At 70.1% G+C, this 15,050-nt stretch carries 16 protein-coding genes; 7 read left to right on the top strand and 9 right to left on the bottom strand.

Features of this window, described 5'->3' with window-relative positions; translation table 11 throughout:
* Positions 1-39: 39 nt before the first annotated feature.
* The gene (locus ABIC66_RS09510) at positions 40-1,422 is read right to left on the bottom strand and encodes an aminotransferase-like domain-containing protein (RefSeq protein WP_354069716.1); all 1,383 of its coding nucleotides are present in this window, start codon (positions 1,420-1,422) and stop codon (positions 40-42) included.
* 107 nt (positions 1,423-1,529) lie between these two features.
* Here ABIC66_RS09510 and ABIC66_RS09505 point away from each other — a divergent pair, with 107 nt between their 5' ends.
* On the top strand, positions 1,530-2,201 hold the full coding sequence (locus ABIC66_RS09505) for a LysE family translocator (protein ID WP_354069714.1): 672 nt from the start codon (positions 1,530-1,532) through the stop codon (positions 2,199-2,201).
* A 124-nt stretch (positions 2,202-2,325) separates the two neighbouring features.
* Positions 2,326-2,799: a molybdopterin-dependent oxidoreductase gene (locus tag ABIC66_RS09500; RefSeq protein WP_354069712.1), complete on the top strand. Its 474-nt coding sequence runs from the start codon at positions 2,326-2,328 to the stop codon at positions 2,797-2,799.
* Between the two features lie 170 nt (positions 2,800-2,969).
* Here ABIC66_RS09500 and ABIC66_RS09495 read toward each other — a convergent pair whose 3' ends face one another.
* Positions 2,970-3,503, bottom strand: coding sequence for a DUF1993 domain-containing protein (locus ABIC66_RS09495; RefSeq protein ID WP_354069710.1), 534 nt, complete (start codon positions 3,501-3,503; stop codon positions 2,970-2,972).
* Between the two features lie 188 nt (positions 3,504-3,691).
* Between ABIC66_RS09495 and prfA the strand changes: the two genes are divergently transcribed.
* The 5 genes from prfA to ABIC66_RS09470 all read left to right on the top strand — a co-directional run bounded on the left by prfA (position 3,692) and on the right by ABIC66_RS09470 (position 8,401).
* Positions 3,692-4,762, top strand: coding sequence for a peptide chain release factor 1 (gene prfA, locus ABIC66_RS09490; protein ID WP_354069708.1), 1,071 nt, complete (start codon positions 3,692-3,694; stop codon positions 4,760-4,762).
* A complete protein-coding gene (locus ABIC66_RS09485; protein WP_354069706.1) occupies positions 4,762-5,526 on the top strand; it encodes a pseudouridine synthase in 765 nt (254 codons plus the stop codon). The genes prfA and ABIC66_RS09485 overlap by 1 nt, the downstream gene beginning before the upstream one ends.
* A 76-nt stretch (positions 5,527-5,602) precedes the next feature.
* Positions 5,603-6,823, top strand: coding sequence for a mannosyltransferase family protein (locus tag ABIC66_RS09480; protein ID WP_354069704.1), 1,221 nt, complete (start codon positions 5,603-5,605; stop codon positions 6,821-6,823).
* Positions 6,824-6,855: 32 nt separating this feature from the next.
* Positions 6,856-7,332: a hypothetical protein gene (locus ABIC66_RS09475; RefSeq protein ID WP_354069702.1), complete on the top strand. Its 477-nt coding sequence runs from the start codon at positions 6,856-6,858 to the stop codon at positions 7,330-7,332.
* A gap of 73 nt (positions 7,333-7,405) precedes the next feature.
* Entirely contained in the window at positions 7,406-8,401 is a 996-nt protein-coding gene (locus ABIC66_RS09470; protein ID WP_354069700.1) for a class I SAM-dependent methyltransferase, read from the top strand.
* Positions 8,402-8,448: 47 nt separating this feature from the next.
* Here the strand turns inward: ABIC66_RS09470 and ABIC66_RS09465 are convergent, their stop codons facing one another.
* The 7 genes from ABIC66_RS09465 to ABIC66_RS09435 form a co-directional block, all read right to left on the bottom strand.
* The gene (locus ABIC66_RS09465) at positions 8,449-10,104 is read right to left on the bottom strand and encodes a hypothetical protein (RefSeq protein ID WP_354069698.1); all 1,656 of its coding nucleotides are present in this window, start codon (positions 10,102-10,104) and stop codon (positions 8,449-8,451) included.
* Positions 10,105-10,229: 125 nt separating this feature from the next.
* Positions 10,230-10,730 carry a GNAT family N-acetyltransferase gene (locus ABIC66_RS09460; protein ID WP_354069697.1) on the bottom strand — a complete coding sequence of 167 codons (501 nt, stop codon included), beginning with the start codon at positions 10,728-10,730 and terminating at the stop codon, positions 10,230-10,232.
* 76 nt (positions 10,731-10,806) lie between these two features.
* Positions 10,807-11,607 (bottom strand): AraC family transcriptional regulator, encoded by an 801-nt coding sequence (locus tag ABIC66_RS09455; protein WP_354069696.1) that lies wholly within the window; start codon positions 11,605-11,607, stop codon positions 10,807-10,809.
* Positions 11,608-11,614: 7 nt separating this feature from the next.
* On the bottom strand, positions 11,615-12,067 hold the full coding sequence (locus ABIC66_RS09450; RefSeq protein WP_354069694.1) for a MaoC family dehydratase: 453 nt from the start codon (positions 12,065-12,067) through the stop codon (positions 11,615-11,617).
* A gap of 68 nt (positions 12,068-12,135) precedes the next feature.
* The gene (locus ABIC66_RS09445) at positions 12,136-12,540 is read right to left on the bottom strand and encodes a hypothetical protein (protein ID WP_354069692.1); all 405 of its coding nucleotides are present in this window, start codon (positions 12,538-12,540) and stop codon (positions 12,136-12,138) included.
* An 11-nt stretch (positions 12,541-12,551) separates the two neighbouring features.
* Complete coding sequence (gene ispG / locus ABIC66_RS09440; protein WP_354069690.1) at positions 12,552-13,691, bottom strand: flavodoxin-dependent (E)-4-hydroxy-3-methylbut-2-enyl-diphosphate synthase; 1,140 nt, start codon at positions 13,689-13,691, stop codon at positions 12,552-12,554.
* Positions 13,692-13,877: 186 nt separating this feature from the next.
* Positions 13,878-14,945, bottom strand: a complete 1,068-nt coding sequence (locus tag ABIC66_RS09435; RefSeq protein WP_354069689.1) for a helix-turn-helix domain-containing protein — start codon at positions 14,943-14,945, stop codon at positions 13,878-13,880.
* Positions 14,946-15,050 lie beyond the last annotated feature (105 nt).

The following is a 15,050-nucleotide window of genomic DNA, read 5'->3' as shown; positions in this document are numbered from 1 at the left end:
CGGCGCGCTGCGCGCTTGGCCGGGATGACAGTTTTCGCCTTAAACCATCGCCCGCGACCGCTCGCCGACCTCGTTGGACAGCGCCCCGGCCACGATCTCCAGCCCGCGCCGCAGACTCTCGCGGTCCGGGGTCGCGCCCAGGCAGACGCGGACGCCGCTGCCGAAGCCCGGCTCGATCACCGGAGCGGACGGCGGGGTGACCTCGGCCCCGCCGCGCAGGGCGCGGCCGGCCAGGCGTTCGGCCTCCAGCTCGCTCATCGGCAGCCAGACGTGCGGAGCGGTGTCCGAGCGCGGAGCCTCGATCGCCGCGCCTAGAATCTCGCGGGCCATGACCAGCCGCACGGCGGCCTCGTCGCGGACCTCGGCCAGGATGGCGTCGGCCACGCCGTCCTCGATCCACTGGGTGGCGATCAGCCCGCCGAAGGCCGGCGGAGCGAAGGTCACCACCCGCACCGCGTCCAGCACCCGCTCGAAGGCCTCGGCCGCCGGGGCGACCAGGAAGCCGGCGCGCAGGCCTGGGGCCAGGGTCTTGGAGACCCCCGAGACGTGGAAGGTCCGCTCCGGGGCCAGCATGGCGAACGGCGGCGGGGCGTCGTCGGCATAGGCGCCGTAGATGTCGTCCTCGACCAGGGTCAGGTCGTGCTTGCGGGCGATGGCGACGATGGCCTCGCGGCGCGAACGGCTCATGATCCGGCCGGTGGGGTTCTGCAGGGTCGGCAGCACGGCCAGGACCCGGGCGCCGGTGGTCCGGACCGCCTCCTCCAGCGCGTCGGGGCGCAGGCCCTCGGCGTCCATCGGCAAGCCCTTCACGCGCCAGCCGCTGTGGCCGGCCAGGGCCTTGAGTCCGTGATAGGCCAGCGCCTCGGTCAACAACACGTCGCCGGGCCGCAGCACGGTGCCCAGCGCCAGGGACAGACCCTGCTGGGCGCCGCCGCAGCAGATCAGCCGCCGCCAGTCGACGGCCTCGTAGCTGCTGGTCCGCGCCAGCCAGGCCGCGCCCGCCCGGCGCTGGGCCTCGTGGCCGGTGGGCGGGGCGTAGGCCAGATGCTCGGCGAGATCCGCGCGCTTGCGCAGGCGGGCCAGGGCCTCGGCGATCCGTGACGTGGCCGGGGCCGACAGGGCGATGTTCTGGGCCAGGTTGATCGGCCCGTCGCGCTCGAACGGTCGATAGGCGGTCGGCGCGTTGACGAAGCTGCCTCGGCCGACATGGGCGCTGACCAGCCCGGCCTTCTCGGCCTCGACATAGGCGCGGGTCACCGTGCCGAGCCCGACGCCCAGGCGATAGGCCAGGTCGCGCTGCGGCGGCAGGCGCGCGCCGGCCGCCAGCACGCCCGAGGCGATATCGGCGCGCAGTACCGTCATCAGCCGCTCGTACAGCGGCGCCTCGCCATCGGGAATGCGGGGCGTCCAGACCTCGGCCACGACCGTCTCCTATATTGTCATCATGACAATATGCAATTTGACACTCGATACAATGGAAATCATCACGGTGACATTCTGACGCCATGCCCCGAGACAAGGAGGCCGTGATGACCCCGGAACTGCTGCTCGCCTTCGTTCTGTTCGCCTTCGCCACGGCCGGTACGCCGGGCCCGAACAACATGATGCTGCTGGCGTCGGGCGCGAACTTCGGCTTCCGCCGCACCGTGCTGCACATCCTAGGGATCAGCTGCGGCCTGGGCTTCATGGTGCTGGCCATGGGCCTGGGGTTGGGCGGGGTGTTCCGCGCCTATCCGGTGCTGCACGAGGTGCTGCGCTGGGTCGGGGCGGCCTACATGCTGTGGCTGGCCTGGAAGATCGCCATGTCCAGCTCGGTCAGCGACAAGACCCTGGGCAAGCCGATGACCTTCCTGCAGGCGGCCGCCTTCCAGTGGGTCAATCCCAAGGCCTGGGCCATGGCCCTGGGCGCGGTGACCACCTACGCCCCCGAGGGTGGCGGCTGGTTGGTCATTCCGCTGCTGGCGGGGACCTTCATGCTGGTCGGCGCGCCGTGCAGCGCCGCCTGGGCGGGCTTCGGCCAAGGCCTGCGGCCGTTCCTGGACCGGCCGGCCGTGCTGCGGACGTTCAATGTCGCCATGGCCGTGCTGCTGGTCGTGTCGCTCTACCCGCTGGTCGTCGACCACAAGGCCGCGCCGACGACGGCGCCGCGCGAGGTGGCGGTCGAAGGGCCCATGCTGCCGGCGATGCGCTCGCACGGGTAGTCTTCCACACTGTCATCCCGGACAAGCGCGCGGCGCGCCGATCCGGACCGCCAAAAACTCAGCGTTCGCGGCGGTCCCGGCTCTCCGCTACGCTGCGGCCGGGATGACAATGATTTGGAGCCCCATGCGCCTGCTGCTCGCCCTCGCCTTCACCGCCCTGCTCGCCACCGCGACCCAGGCCCAGGATCTCAAGGTCACCGTCGCCGGCCGCGACAGCGTGGTGCTGGGCCCCAAGGACCTGGCCGCCCTGCCCCGCGCCAAGGCGACGATCATGGTCAAGGGGGCCAGCGTCACCTATGAGGGCGCCCGGCTCGACGCGATCCTGGCCCAGGCCGGGGTGGTGCACGGCGAGCGCCTGATGGGCCGTTACCTGAACCAGGTGGTCGTCGCCCGCGCGGCCGACGGCTTCTTCAGCGTGCTGTCGCTGGCCGAGACCGACCCGGTCTACCGCGCCAATCCGGTGGTGGTCGCCGACACCGTCAACGGCCACAAGCTGGACGACCGCGAGGGGCCGTACAGGCTGGTGGTGGATGGCGACCTGCGGCCGTCGCGGGCGCCGCGCCAGCTGGTGTCGATCGAGGTCAAGCCGGCGTTTTGAGCGGGCGACCGGCAAGAGCTCTCCTCCCCCTCTGGGGGAGGGGGACCGGCGAACGCCGGTGGAGGGGCCCTGTGCGGCGGCCAACACACCACCGCTTCGCGGACCCCCTCCGTCTCGATGCGTATTCGCATCGATCCACCTCCCCCTAATGGGGAGGAGAGATCTTTCTCCTAAGCCGCCGTCTTCAGGCGTTCCGGACCGATGCCCAGGAAGTCGCGCTTGCCCAGCGGCACGCCGTTGTGGCGCAGGATGTCGTAGGCGGTGACGACGTGGAACTGGAAGTTCGGGATCACGAACTCCAGCAGATAGTCCAGGCCCGTGAAGCCCAGGGTGACGCCTGGCCCAGCCGGCACGGTGATCTCGCGGGTCGCCGCGCCCTCGAAGCCGGCGGCTGGCGCGCTCTCGACATAGGCCAGGGTCTTGGCGATGCGCTCCTGCAGCTGGGCGAACGTGGTTTCGTCGTCGGCCATGGCGGGCGCCGCGACACCAGCGAGGCGGGCGATCGCGCCCTTGGCCGTGTCGGAGGCGCGCTGGATCTGGCCGGACAGCGGCAGCATGTCCTCGAACAGGCGGGCGGTGACATAGGCGTCCGGATCTAGCCCGGCCGCTTCGGCGTGGGCCTTGGCCTTGTCGAGCAGGGCCGAGAGCGTCTTGAGGCCGCGCGTGATCGAGGTCACGGCGACGTGCTGGATGGAAACGGACATGGCGGATCCTCGCTGGGCTCGACCCCTCCGGCCGGGCTGCACAGCGAGGTAGCTACGCCTATAAGCGTTTTCAATAACTACCTATGCGAAATACTTTAGCCACCGAACCGGTTTCGCCCGCTCCATTCCCTTCGCCGGGGAAAAGCACTAGAGAGACCGACCGTTCATTCAGCCGTGCGATCCCTCCCTTGCGACTGCCCCAGGCCCGCCTCGACCAGGTTCTCGACCGCTTCCGCGAAGTGGAGGCCCGCATGGGCGTCGCGACGGACGGGACCGAGATCGTCAAGCTCTCCAAGGAGCACGCCGAGCTGCGCCCGGTGGCCGAGGCCGTCGAGCGCCTGGCCAAGCTCTCCGCCGAGCGCGCCGAGCTGGACGAGATGGCCGCCGATCCCGAGATGGCCGCCATGGTCCGCGACGAGATCGACGCGCTGGACGAGAAGCTGCCCGCCCTGGAGCGCGAGCTGGCCCTGATGCTGGCCCCCAAGGACAAGGACGAGAACGCTTCAGCCATTCTCGAAGTCCGGGCCGGCACCGGCGGCGACGAGGCGGCCCTGTTCGCCGGCGACCTGTTCCGCATGTACCAGCGCTACGCCCAACTGCACGGCTGGCGCGTCGAGGTCGACAGCATCTCGGAGGGCGAGATGGGCGGCTACAAGGAAATCATCGCCTCGATCACCGGCGATGGCGTGTTCGGCCGGCTGAAGTTCGAGAGCGGCGTGCACCGCGTGCAGCGGGTGCCGGCCACCGAGGCGCAAGGCCGCATCCACACCTCGGCCGCCACCGTCGCCGTCCTGCCCGAGGCCGAGGACGTCGAGATCGACATCAAGGAAAGCGACCTGCGGATCGACACCTACCGCTCGTCGGGGGCCGGCGGCCAGCACGTCAACAAGACCGACTCGGCCGTGCGCATCACCCACTTGCCGACCGGCGTGGTGGTCACCTCGTCGGAAAAGTCGCAGCACCAGAACCGCGCCCGGGCCATGAAGAACCTGAAGGCGCGTCTCTACGACATGCAGCGCGAGGCGCTGGACACCGCCCGCTCGGACGCCCGCAAGAGCCAGGTCGGCAGCGGCGACCGCTCGGAACGGATCCGCACCTACAATTTCCCGCAGGGCCGGGTCACCGACCACCGCATTAACCTGACCCTCTACAACCTGGCCCGGATCATGGAGGGCGACGCCCTCGACGACGTGATCAACCCGCTGATCGCCGAGGACCAGGCCGAGCGCCTGGCCAGCCTCGAAGAAAGCTTCGGCTAATGGGTTGGACCCGCACCTACGGCGAGGACGAGCCCCAGCGGGTCAACAAGTGGCTGGCCCAGAGCGGCGTCTGCTCGCGCCGCGAGGCCGAGGCCCTGATCGCCGACGGCCTGGTGTCGATCGACGGCGAGGTCGTCGAGGACGTCGGGCGCAAGATCCTGCCGGGCCAGACCCTCGTCTTGGCCGACCGCGCCACGGCCAAGCTGGACTCGGCCTACACCTACATGATCCACAAGCCGGTCGGCGTGGTCTCGGCCCAGCCGGATCCCGGCCAGATCCCGGCCGCCCGCCTGCTGACCCGCCAGAACATCTGGGGCGGCGTCCCCGCCCCGATCCCCCAGTCGGGCGACCTGCTGCCGCCGATCGGCCGGCTGGACAAGGACTCGCGCGGCCTGCTGCTGCTGTCCCAGGACGGCGTCGTGGCCAAGGCGGTGATCGGCCCGCAGTCGGATCTGGAAAAGGAATATCGGGTCGCGGTGATGGGCGAGCTGACCGAGCACAAGCTGGAGCTGCTGCGCTTCGGCCTGGAACTGGACGGCCGCGAGCTGCGCCCGGCCGAGGTCGAGGTCATTTCCGACCAGCGCCTGCGCATCGTCCTGCGCGAAGGCCGCAACCGCCAGATCCGCCGGATGTGCGAGCTTGTCGAGCTGAAGGTCGTCGACCTGTTCCGCGTCCGCATCGGCCCCCTGACCCTGGGCGAAATGCCCGAAGGCCGCTGGCGGCCGCTGACCAGCGAAGAGCGGGCGGCGCTGATCGCGGGCTGAGGCGCCGGCGGCGCTTGCGTCGCGCTTCCCAGCGTGTAGACAGCCCCAAGGTTGAGTGCGGCGTCGGAGCGGAAGCGTGAGCCAGGAGCAGGCGGGCCGGATGACCGGCTTCATGCGCGGCTCGGCGCCGCGTCCCGCGCTGGACGCGCTGAGCACCTACGCCATCGTGCCCTGCGCCTTCGTGGCCAGCCGCCTGGCGCTGCTGGTCGTCGGCCTGCTGACCCAAGTGCATATTCGGCCGCTGACCACCGCGGGCAACCCGATGCATCTCAGCCACCAGCAGGCGCTCAACATCTGGGGCGCGTGGGACACCGGCTGGTATCTGGACCTGATCCTCAACGGCTATCAGCGCGCGCCGACCGCCGACGGCCAGGCCAATTGGGCGTTCTTCCCGGCCTTCCCCGCCCTGGCCAAGGGCCTGGCCCTGCTGACCGGCCTGACGCCCCTTCAGGCCATGCTGACGATCGCCAATGTCAGCTTCTTCCTGGCGCTGGTCCTGATCCACCGCCTGGCGCGGGCGGAATTCGACAAGAAGACCGCTGACCTCGCCGTCGTGCTGCTGTGCGTGGCGCCGGGCAGCTACATTTTCTCGTCGGCCTATACCGAGGCGCTGTTCCTGGCGGCCGTGACCGGGAGTCTGCTGCTGATGCGCCGCCAGCGGTGGATGGCCGCCGGCACGGTCGCCGCCCTGGCCGTGCTGACCCGCAATCTGGGCGTCGGCCTGCTGCTGCCCTACGCCTGGATGGTCCTCGAGCGGCTGCGCGCGGCGGTGCGTCCCGCGCCCGGCGAACCGGCCACGCCGCTCCGCGCCTCCGAGATCCTGCGCATCGGCTTCGGCGGCCTGATCCCCGTCGCCGCGCTGCTGGCCTTCATGCTGTATCTGCGAGAGCGCACTGGCGACGCCCTGGCCTTCCTGCATATCCAGAAGGGTTGGCGGCGCAGCCTGGACGCCCCGTTCTCGGCCCTGTTCGACGGCCTGCTGCACCCGTCGCGGACACCGGACGCCGACCTCCTGAGCCTGGCGGCCGCCTGGCTGGCGATCGGCTTGCTCGTGGCCCTGGCCTTGACGCGCAAGTGGCCTTTGTTCCTGCTGGCCCTGTTCCTGGCCCTGGTCCCGCTGGCCACCGGCGTCGCCTCGTTCTCCCGCTACGCGCTGGTCATCGCGCCGCTGTGGCTGGTGCTGGCCAGGACGCTGGCGGACCGGCCGAGGGCGGCCATGACCTGCGCCTCGGTGCTGGCCGTGCTGAACGGCTTCATGATGGTCGCCTGGACCCTGGCCTTGCCGGTGGCGGCATGAGCCCGCTCGGACGCGCCGCGCTGGGGGGCTTCGTGGCCTTACTGGCTGCGACCCTGTTGGGCCAGCTCGCCGCGCGCGCCAACCGCGCCGACGACGCGACCGCGACCGTCCGCCGCGACGGACGCAGCATCACGGTGCTGTTCGACAGGACAGCGCCGGCGGGCCCGCTCGGCCCGGGCTGGGCCAAGTCCGAGCCGGGCAAGGGCGCCCTGTCCGCCGACCGCACCGCCTATGTCCTGATGCCGACCTCGACCGCGGTCGGCGACGTCGAGCTGTGCCTGGTCCTGGCCGCCGACGGCCCGCGTGCGCGGCCGGTCGGCGTCGCCATCGACGACCACCCCATCGGCGCCTGGACGCCGCGCGGCGTCGGTCAGGAGACCGCCTGCTTCCTGGCCCCCAGCAAGGTGCGCTTCCGCAGCTACGACCTGCTGATGGTGTTCGACCTGGCCGACGGCGCGCCGATCCGCATCGTCAGCGCGTCCAGCCGGATCCGCCCGCCGGCGGCGTGAGCGCGGTCCCTCGCCCTTTGCCCCGGCGCTCGCTACCCTGCCGCCGTCGCCCAGTATGGGCTGGAGTAGACTGATGCGGACCCGGGAAGCCCTCCTCGCCGACGTGAACGCCGAGCTGCCCGACTACGACTGGGCCGACGGCGCGCGGCGGTACCTGGACGCCTTCTTCCAGCGTTATTCGCGCGAGCAGGTCGAGGGGTTCACGGCGACCAAACCGCTGGCGGCGATCACGCCCGAGGATCCGGCCGGCAGCCTGGCCGAGATCGTCAGCTACCTGAACCACTTCAGCAACACGATCCACCTGCTGCAACTGCCGCGCGGGGCCAAGGTGCTGGACGTCGCCTGCGGCGGCGGCTGGGTGTCGCACTGGCTGACGCGACTGGGCTACCAGACGGTCGGCGTCGACATCTCGGCCGAGTTCGTGGCCCTGGCCCGCAAGCGGCTGGCCGACGATCCCTATCTGGACCTCTCGCCGGAGACGCTGGACGGCATGTTCGTCACCGTCGACCTCGAGCGCGAGCCGCTGCCCGAGGCCCTGGCGGGCGGATTCGACGCCGCCGTCCTGGAATCGTGCCTGCACCACTTCGTCGACCCGATCGCGGCGCTGGAGAGCATCCGGCGCGGCCTCAAGCCGGACGGCGTGGTGCTGATCATCGAGAGCGAGAACCGCCGAGGCGCGATCAAGGACGAGTACATGCGGGTCATGGTCGAGACCCAGACCCTGGAGCGGCCGTATCCGCGCGAGCAGTTCCTGGAGATCCTGGCCCACGCGGGCTTCCCGGCGGTCGAGTTCCTGGGGCCGATCAACGGCTTCTTCGCCCAGAGCGGCCAGGGCGGCTACGACCTGAGCCAGGCCCTGGCCCGCATCACCGCCGAGGCCAATATCTGCCTGTGCGCGACCAACGAGGCGGCCTTGCTGCGCCTCGTCCCGTCGCGCGCGCGGCCGCCGGCGCCGGCGGCCGCGCCCAACCAACGGCTAGAAATGGCGACGCGCCTGCGCGGCCTCGTCCCGGCCTGGACGCGGCCCTTGCTGCGGCCGCTGGGGCGCTGGTTCCTGGCTCGGCGCTAGGCCGGCTTCGCCGGGGAGAGCGGGCCGCGCTGATCGCGAGGTGAGGGTCATTGCCCTCCGTAGATGAACTCGAAGCTGTAATAGCCCTTGGCCGAATCCAGGATATCGACCGCGAACTGGGATCCGCCGTCGGCGAGGTCCATGAGCCAGGCGTCGTTGGACTTGGCCATCACGCCGATATCGGCCTTGACCGCCTCGGCCAACAGCCAGCCGACCATCGCCGCCTTGGTTCCGATCCCATCCGCGCCATCGCCGCCGTAGCTGGCGAAATAGTCGGCGCGGCTGTCGATCAGGGCGTGGACCTTGTCGTCCGTCGGCGTTCCGCCGAAGATCGTCTTGTAGGCCTCGCGGGTGGAGTCGAACAGGCTGAGCGATCCGTACTTGGCCGCGAAGCCCGCCTTGCCCTCGCCGACCTTGCCCAGATTGACCGCGAAGTTGATGTAGCGGTTCTCGAGATTGAACGACTGGTAGTAGGCGCTGTTGAGGCTGTTGGCGTTCGGTCCGATCGGCGAAACGAGATAGTCTATGCCCGCCTGGCCAGGGATCTTCCCCGTGAAGAACTCGTAGGCCAGCGTGGCCACCGAGGTCGTGGCGCTGGCCATCGCCTTCACTTCGGAAAAGACCTTGGTCACGTCCATCGCACCGACGGCCACGCGCCCCGAGAGATCAAGAACGATCGCGGCCGTGTCCGCCGCGCCAATGCGCAACAGATTGCCGACCATCATCGACCAGCCGTCGCCGATGGGAACGAGCGCGTTCGTGAACTTGACGAACTCCATGTTCTTCAACGTGTCGACGCCGTCCGGCGAGCCGGAACGGGTGTCCTTGACCTGATACGTGTCGGCGACCTTGGTGATCGTGTATTGAAAGGCGAGGCCGCCGAAGGCCGCCGTATCGCCGCCGGCGCCGCCGTCCAGAAGGTCCGCGCCCGCGTTGCCCGTGAAGGTGTTCGTCGCGTCGTCGCCGGTCAGGTTGTCGTCCAGAGGGGATCCGACGACGTTCTCCACCGACACCAGCCTGATCCGCTCGCCGGCGGCGAAGCTCTGGATCGCGGTGTTCTTCAGGTCCAGCGTGACCGCGGTCGCCCCCCAGGCGAAGACGATCGTATCCCACCCCTCGCCGCCATCGACAGTATCCAGCCCCGCGCTCTGGGAAATCGTGTCGTTTCCGCCGTCCCCGAAGATGACGTCGTCGCCCGCTTCGCCCGTCAGGTAGTCGGCGCCGTCGCCGCCGTGAAGAACATCGGCGCCGTCGTCGCCGATCAGCCAGTCCTCGCCTTGGTCGCCAAGCAGCAGGTCGTCGCCCGCCCCGCCGTAGAGGCTGTCATTGCCGTCACCGCCGTGGATCTCGTCGTCGCCGGCCGCGCCGTTCAGGAAGTCGCGGCCACCGCGTCCCTCGATCAGGTCGTTCCCAGCGCCGCCGTCGATCTCGTTGCGGACCTCGTTGCCCCGCAAGGCGTCGGCGAAGGCCGAACCGACGATGTTCTCGATCGAGATAAGCGTGTCGCGACCCTGGCCCGTGTCCTGCGGTCCAGTGATCGCGAGATCGACCTTCACCGCATTCCTGGCGTCCCGCAGATCGATATAGTCGTTGTCGGGACCGCCATCGATGACATCGTCGCCAAGGTCGGGCACGAAGATGTCGCTGGTCCAGCCCCCGGTCAGGATGTCGTCGCCGGTCGTGCCCTTGATGTAGGTCGACATGACCGCCTCCACCGCGCTCCTCGCCAAGCTTCAGTGTTTGGCGGGGTTGGTCGGCGCTTAAGCTCTATTTTCGGTAGGTCAATCGCAAAATACGAAACCGCACCGTGCAAGCCGTCGCGCCGGCGTCAGATCGCCTTTTCCACCGGCCCCACCAGCACGACCGAGGTCTCGATCTGGCGGTCGGAGACGGTCCAGTAGCGGCGCAGCAGCTGCTCGGCCTCGTCCGGCGGCGCCTGGCGGAAGCCGTGCTTGCGATAGAAGTCGATGGCCCAGGTCGCGGCCGCCCAGGTCCCGACCAGCACCGGCCCCGACGCCTGCGCCATCAGATGGCCCATCAAGGCGCCGCCGACGCCCTGCCCCTGCGCGGCGGTCACGACATAGGCGTGGCGGATCAGGTCCACCGGACCGACGCGCTGCAGACCCATCACCCCGGCCAGCGCCCCATCGACCTCGGCGCCCCAGAACCGCACGCCGGCGGCGATCTCGTGGGCCAACTCCTCGGCCGGCATGTAGGGATCGCCCAGACAGTCGTCGGGGACCGCGCCGCGATAGCGCTGGGCGGCCTCGTTGATGATAGCCAGCATCGCCGGGACATCCGCGTCGTGGCAGGTTCTGATCGTCGGCATGGTCATGGTCGCTCCCGGTTGTGGCGCGGGAAGACATGCCAGCTGGGCGGCCTGGCGGATTGGACGATGTTGCGCGTCAGGCCCGCGCCAGAGCCCCCGGCGTGAAGCCGTAGCGGCGGACGAACAGGCGGTGCATGTGGCTCTGGTCGGCGAAGCCCGCCGCGGTCGCCGCGCCGGCCAGGGGCTCGCCGGCCACGATCAGCCGCCGAGCGGCCAGCAGGCGCCGCTCGATCAGATAGGCGTAGGGCGTCATGCCGAAGGCCCGCGCGAAGGCCCGCACGGTCTCGAAGCGCGACAGGCCCGCCTCGGCGGCCAGCTCGGCCAGGCCGAGGGCGCGGGTGGGATCGGCCTCGATCAGGGCCTTGGACCGCCGGATCCCGGCCGGCGCGCCGCGCCCCGGCGGTGGCGTCTTCTCCAGGCCGAGGCCCGCCAGCAGGGCCGGCGCCAGTTCCTCGACGGCCAGCGCCTCCTCGCCGTCGACGACGAGGCGGCTCAGCAGGCGTCGCACGCGGCGCGCGGAGGCGGCGTCTTCATCCACGGGGCGGAGGAACTCGAAGGCGCGGGCGGCCGGGCTGATCTCGCTCCAGATCCTGGCCAGGAAGTCGGCGTCGAAATAGACCATCGACCAGCGCCGGCCGGTCTCACCGACAGGACGACCGTCGTGGATCTCGCCTGGATTGACGGTGATGACCTGACCCGCCTGGGCCTCGACCTCGCCGCGGCCGCTGGCCGAGCGGTGGGCGCCGGCCTCCATCAGGCCCAGGCCGTGTTCGTCGTGATAGTGCCGGGCCAGGGCGCGCGCGGACGAGAGCCGAACGAGCAGGGCGTGCTGGCGCGGCCGCGACACCACGCTCGCCGTGTCGTCCGCCCGCCCCATGGGACCGTCAGCCTTTCGCGGGCCGCCGGCGGCGCGGCACACGGACCACGGCCTCGCCGTCCATGATCGGCTCGTCGCCGACCAGGCCCTCGCAGCGCAAGGTCACCCGGGCGCTGACCTCGTCGATGGCCGCGACCGTGACGCGGGCGGTGACGACGTCGCCGATCCGCACCGGCTTGTGGAAGGCCAGGGTCTGGGACAGGTAGATCGAGCCCGCGCCCGGCAGGATGGTGCCGACCACGGCCGAGCCGAACGAGGCCGACAGCAGGCCGTGGGCGATCCGGCCGCGATAGGCGGTCTTGGCCGCGTAGGCCTCGTCCATGTGTACGGGGTTGAAGTCGTCCGAAGCCTCGGCGAATTGGGCGATGCGCGCCTCGGTGACGGTCACGTGCTTTTCGGCGACCATCCCGACGGACAGTTCTTCCAGGATGTAGCCGCCTGACGGATGAGCTTGGATCATGACGCGGCGTTAGCGGTCACGGCGCGTCCTGGCTAGCGAAAATGCGCCGTGCGCGGAGCGCGCCTCGCTCACCGGACGGGCTTGGGATAGGGCGTGAACGCCTCGAGGCTGACCGAGCCGCGCGGGAGCCGCGAGCCCTGATCGACCAGGGTCACGATGTCCATGCGGCACAGCTCCGTGCCGCTGGTCTTGGTCACCAGGGTAGCGTCGCGGTCCAGGAAGTCGGCGCCGTTGGGCCGGTTCACATAGAGGGCGCCGCCCGGCATCTCATAGACGATGGCCGTCTTGTCGATGATCCGCGACGCGCCGCTCAGGCGCAGATTGATGCAGTCGACCGGCTTGCCGGCGGTGCGGCCCTCGAGCAGCTTGGCCAGCTCGGCCTCGGGCGGCGCGCGGTGCTTTTCGGCCGCGCCGGCGGCGGAAGACGTGGCCAGCACGGCGAGAACAGCCAGCCCATGAAGCATCGTGCGCATCGCGCGTCTCCCTATTCGGCCGCCAGAACCTCGGCGTCCTTCGCGGCCTGAAGTTCGGCCGCCTTCTTCTCGACGAGCTCGACGATGTGATCGATCATGCCGTCGTTGGATTGCTTGTGGTCGGGCTTGCCGGCCATGTAGACCATGCCCGCCCCGGCCCCGCCGCCGGTGAAGCCGATGTCGGTCATCAGCGCCTCGCCCGGTCCATTGACGACGCAGCCGATGATCGACAGCGACATCGGGGTGGAGATGTGGGCCAGCCGCTCTTCCAGGGCCTCCACCGTCTTGATGACGTTGAAGCCCTGCCGCGCGCACGACGGGCAGGCGATGATGTTGACGCCGCGATGGCGCAGGCCCAGCGACTTCAGGATGTCGAAGCCGACCTTGATCTCCTCGACGGGATCGGCGGCCAGCGAGACCCGGATGGTGTCGCCGATGCCGGCCCACAGCATCGAGCCGATGCCGATCGAGGACTTCACCGTGCCGGTGCGCGTCGCGCCGGCCTCGGTGACACCCAGGTGCAGCGGGCAGTCGATGGCCTCGGCCAGCTGGTAGTAGGCGGCCACGGTCATGAACGGGTCGGACGCCTTCACCGAGATCTTGAACTCGTGGAAGTCGTGGTCCTGCAGGATGCGGGCGTGGTTCAGGGCGCTTTCGACCATCGCCTCGGGGCACGGTTCGCCGTACTTTTCCAGCAGTTCCCGTTCGAGGGAGCCGGCGTTGACGCCGATCCGCATCGAGCAGCCGTGGTCGCGGGCGGCCTGGATCACGTCGCGGACCCGGTCGGCCGAGCCGATATTGCCCGGATTGATCCGCAGGCACGCGGCGCCAGCCTGAGCCGCCTCGATGCCGCGCTTGTAGTGGAAGTGGATGTCGGCCACGAGCGGCACGCGGGCCTCGCGGGCGATGGTCTTGAACGCGGCCGTGCTCTCGACGTCCGGGCAGCTGACGCGGACGATGTCGGCGCCGGCCTCCTCCAGCTGACGGATCTGCTCCAGCGTCGCGGCGGCGTCGCTGGTCAGGGTGTTGGTCATCGACTGGACGGTGATCGGCGCGTCGCCGCCCACCTCGACATTGCCGACGCGGATCTTGCGCGATTGCCGGCGCGTGATCATGCGCCAGGGACGGACGTGCGTGTGGTCTGCGGCCATGGGGGTAATTTAGAGGGTCTCTGCCAGGAACTGAAGGGCTTCCCTTCCCAAACCCGCCCTCCCCGGCGAAAGCCGGGGCCCAGATTCATCCGGAGAGGTTGGAGATGACGCGCCAAGGCCCAGCGCGAGCCTTTCAAGGCCCCGGGCTCGATCTGGGTCCCGGCTTTCGCCGGGGAGAGCGGATTATTATTGCGGCTTAGCCGCCGCGACCGGAGCCGCCACCGGCTTCGGCGCGGCCGGCGCGGCCGGGATCAGCTTGTCGAGCGCGGTCTGGTTGGATTGCAGGCGGCCGGTCAGGACGCCATTGCCATAGACCTCGAACACCGCCGGATCCGAGACGTCGGCGGTCAGGCCGGCCATGCGCGGGGCGCGATAGGCCTCGCCGGCCGCCAGGGCGCGGGCGAAATAGACTTGGCCGCCGGCGCCGCGCACCACCAGGGTGGCGGCCTTGCGGGCCTGCAGGATGACGCCCGAGGTTTCGGTGGGCGAGGCGCCCAGCACCGCGCCCTTGGGCTTGAATGAACCGCCCAGCACGAACTGGGTGCTGGGATCAATGACGCCGTTCTTGGCGTCGGCCGTCTCGCGCGCCTTGGCGGCGGCGTGGGCCGCGTCGACCGAACCGCCATTGGCGGCGGCGTCGTCGAGGCCGGGGGTCTTGTAGGGCTCGGGCGTGGTCGACTCGACCGGGGCCGGCAGCGGCGCGCCCAGGGCGACCTGGCTGTTGCTGGCATGGGCCTGGACCTGGGTCGAGGCGGCGGCCGGGGCCACCTGCGGCGGCGGCTCGTCCTTGGCGATGGCGCGCTGGGCGACATTCCACAGCAGGATGGCGCCGACCACCAGCAGGCCGCCGGCGAAGATCAGGGCCAGACGCGGATCGCGCTCGCGGCGCACGCCGACCGGGGCGCGCAGCTCGGCGCCCTCGTCCGGAGCGTCAGTCTTGAAACGGGCGACGGCCGCCTCGCCGTCCAGGCCCAGCAGGCCGGCATAGGCGCGGACATAGCCGATCGTGAACGGGCGCGAGGGCAGGTCGTCGAGGCGCATGTCCTCGAGGGCCTCGATATAGCTCTGGCGGATGCGGGTGCCGTCGGCGACGTCCTGGGTGGTCAGGCCGCGGAACTCGCGGGCCGCCTTCAGGGCCAGGCCGATGTCGGCGCCCCCCTCAAGCGATGGTTGCGAAACCGCCACCGGCGTATCGTCCGTATCGACGTCGGTGACGAGGTGCAAACGCCTCACGTTGCCCATATCCAGCGGCATGAACGACTAAACGCCCCCAAAATCGCGCCGCACGCGAAGCGCGGCGCACTCCCCCACTCCGTATGGCACGGAGGTCTTAACAAGTGTTTGTGGATATCAAACTAA

The sequence above is a fragment of the Caulobacter sp. 1776 genome (assembly GCF_040545685.1).
Lineage (GTDB): Bacteria > Pseudomonadota > Alphaproteobacteria > Caulobacterales > Caulobacteraceae > Caulobacter.
Note: the sequence above shows the minus strand (reverse complement) of the source record. Positions and strands in the feature narration are given on the sequence as shown.

Excerpts from the sequence above, each read along its gene's own strand:
- ABIC66_RS09435 (WP_354069689.1), bottom strand. The coding sequence starts at position 14,945 with ATGCCGCTGGATATGGGCAACGTGAGGCGTTTGCACCTCGTCACCGAC.
- ABIC66_RS09465 (WP_354069698.1), bottom strand. The coding sequence starts at position 10,104 with ATGTCGACCTACATCAAGGGCACGACCGGCGACGACATCCTGACCGGG.
- ispG (WP_354069690.1), bottom strand. The coding sequence starts at position 13,691 with ATGGCCGCAGACCACACGCACGTCCGTCCCTGGCGCATGATCACGCGC.
- ABIC66_RS09445 (WP_354069692.1), bottom strand. The coding sequence starts at position 12,540 with ATGCGCACGATGCTTCATGGGCTGGCTGTTCTCGCCGTGCTGGCCACG.
- ABIC66_RS09470 (WP_354069700.1), top strand. The coding sequence starts at position 7,406 with ATGCGGACCCGGGAAGCCCTCCTCGCCGACGTGAACGCCGAGCTGCCC.
- ABIC66_RS09460 (WP_354069697.1), bottom strand. The coding sequence starts at position 10,730 with ATGCCGACGATCAGAACCTGCCACGACGCGGATGTCCCGGCGATGCTG.
- ABIC66_RS09455 (WP_354069696.1), bottom strand. The coding sequence starts at position 11,607 with ATGGGGCGGGCGGACGACACGGCGAGCGTGGTGTCGCGGCCGCGCCAG.
- ABIC66_RS09495 (WP_354069710.1), bottom strand. The coding sequence starts at position 3,503 with ATGTCCGTTTCCATCCAGCACGTCGCCGTGACCTCGATCACGCGCGGC.
- ABIC66_RS09485 (WP_354069706.1), top strand. The coding sequence starts at position 4,762 with ATGGGTTGGACCCGCACCTACGGCGAGGACGAGCCCCAGCGGGTCAAC.
- ABIC66_RS09450 (WP_354069694.1), bottom strand. The coding sequence starts at position 12,067 with ATGATCCAAGCTCATCCGTCAGGCGGCTACATCCTGGAAGAACTGTCC.
- ABIC66_RS09500 (WP_354069712.1), top strand. The coding sequence starts at position 2,326 with ATGCGCCTGCTGCTCGCCCTCGCCTTCACCGCCCTGCTCGCCACCGCG.
- ABIC66_RS09505 (WP_354069714.1), top strand. The coding sequence starts at position 1,530 with ATGACCCCGGAACTGCTGCTCGCCTTCGTTCTGTTCGCCTTCGCCACG.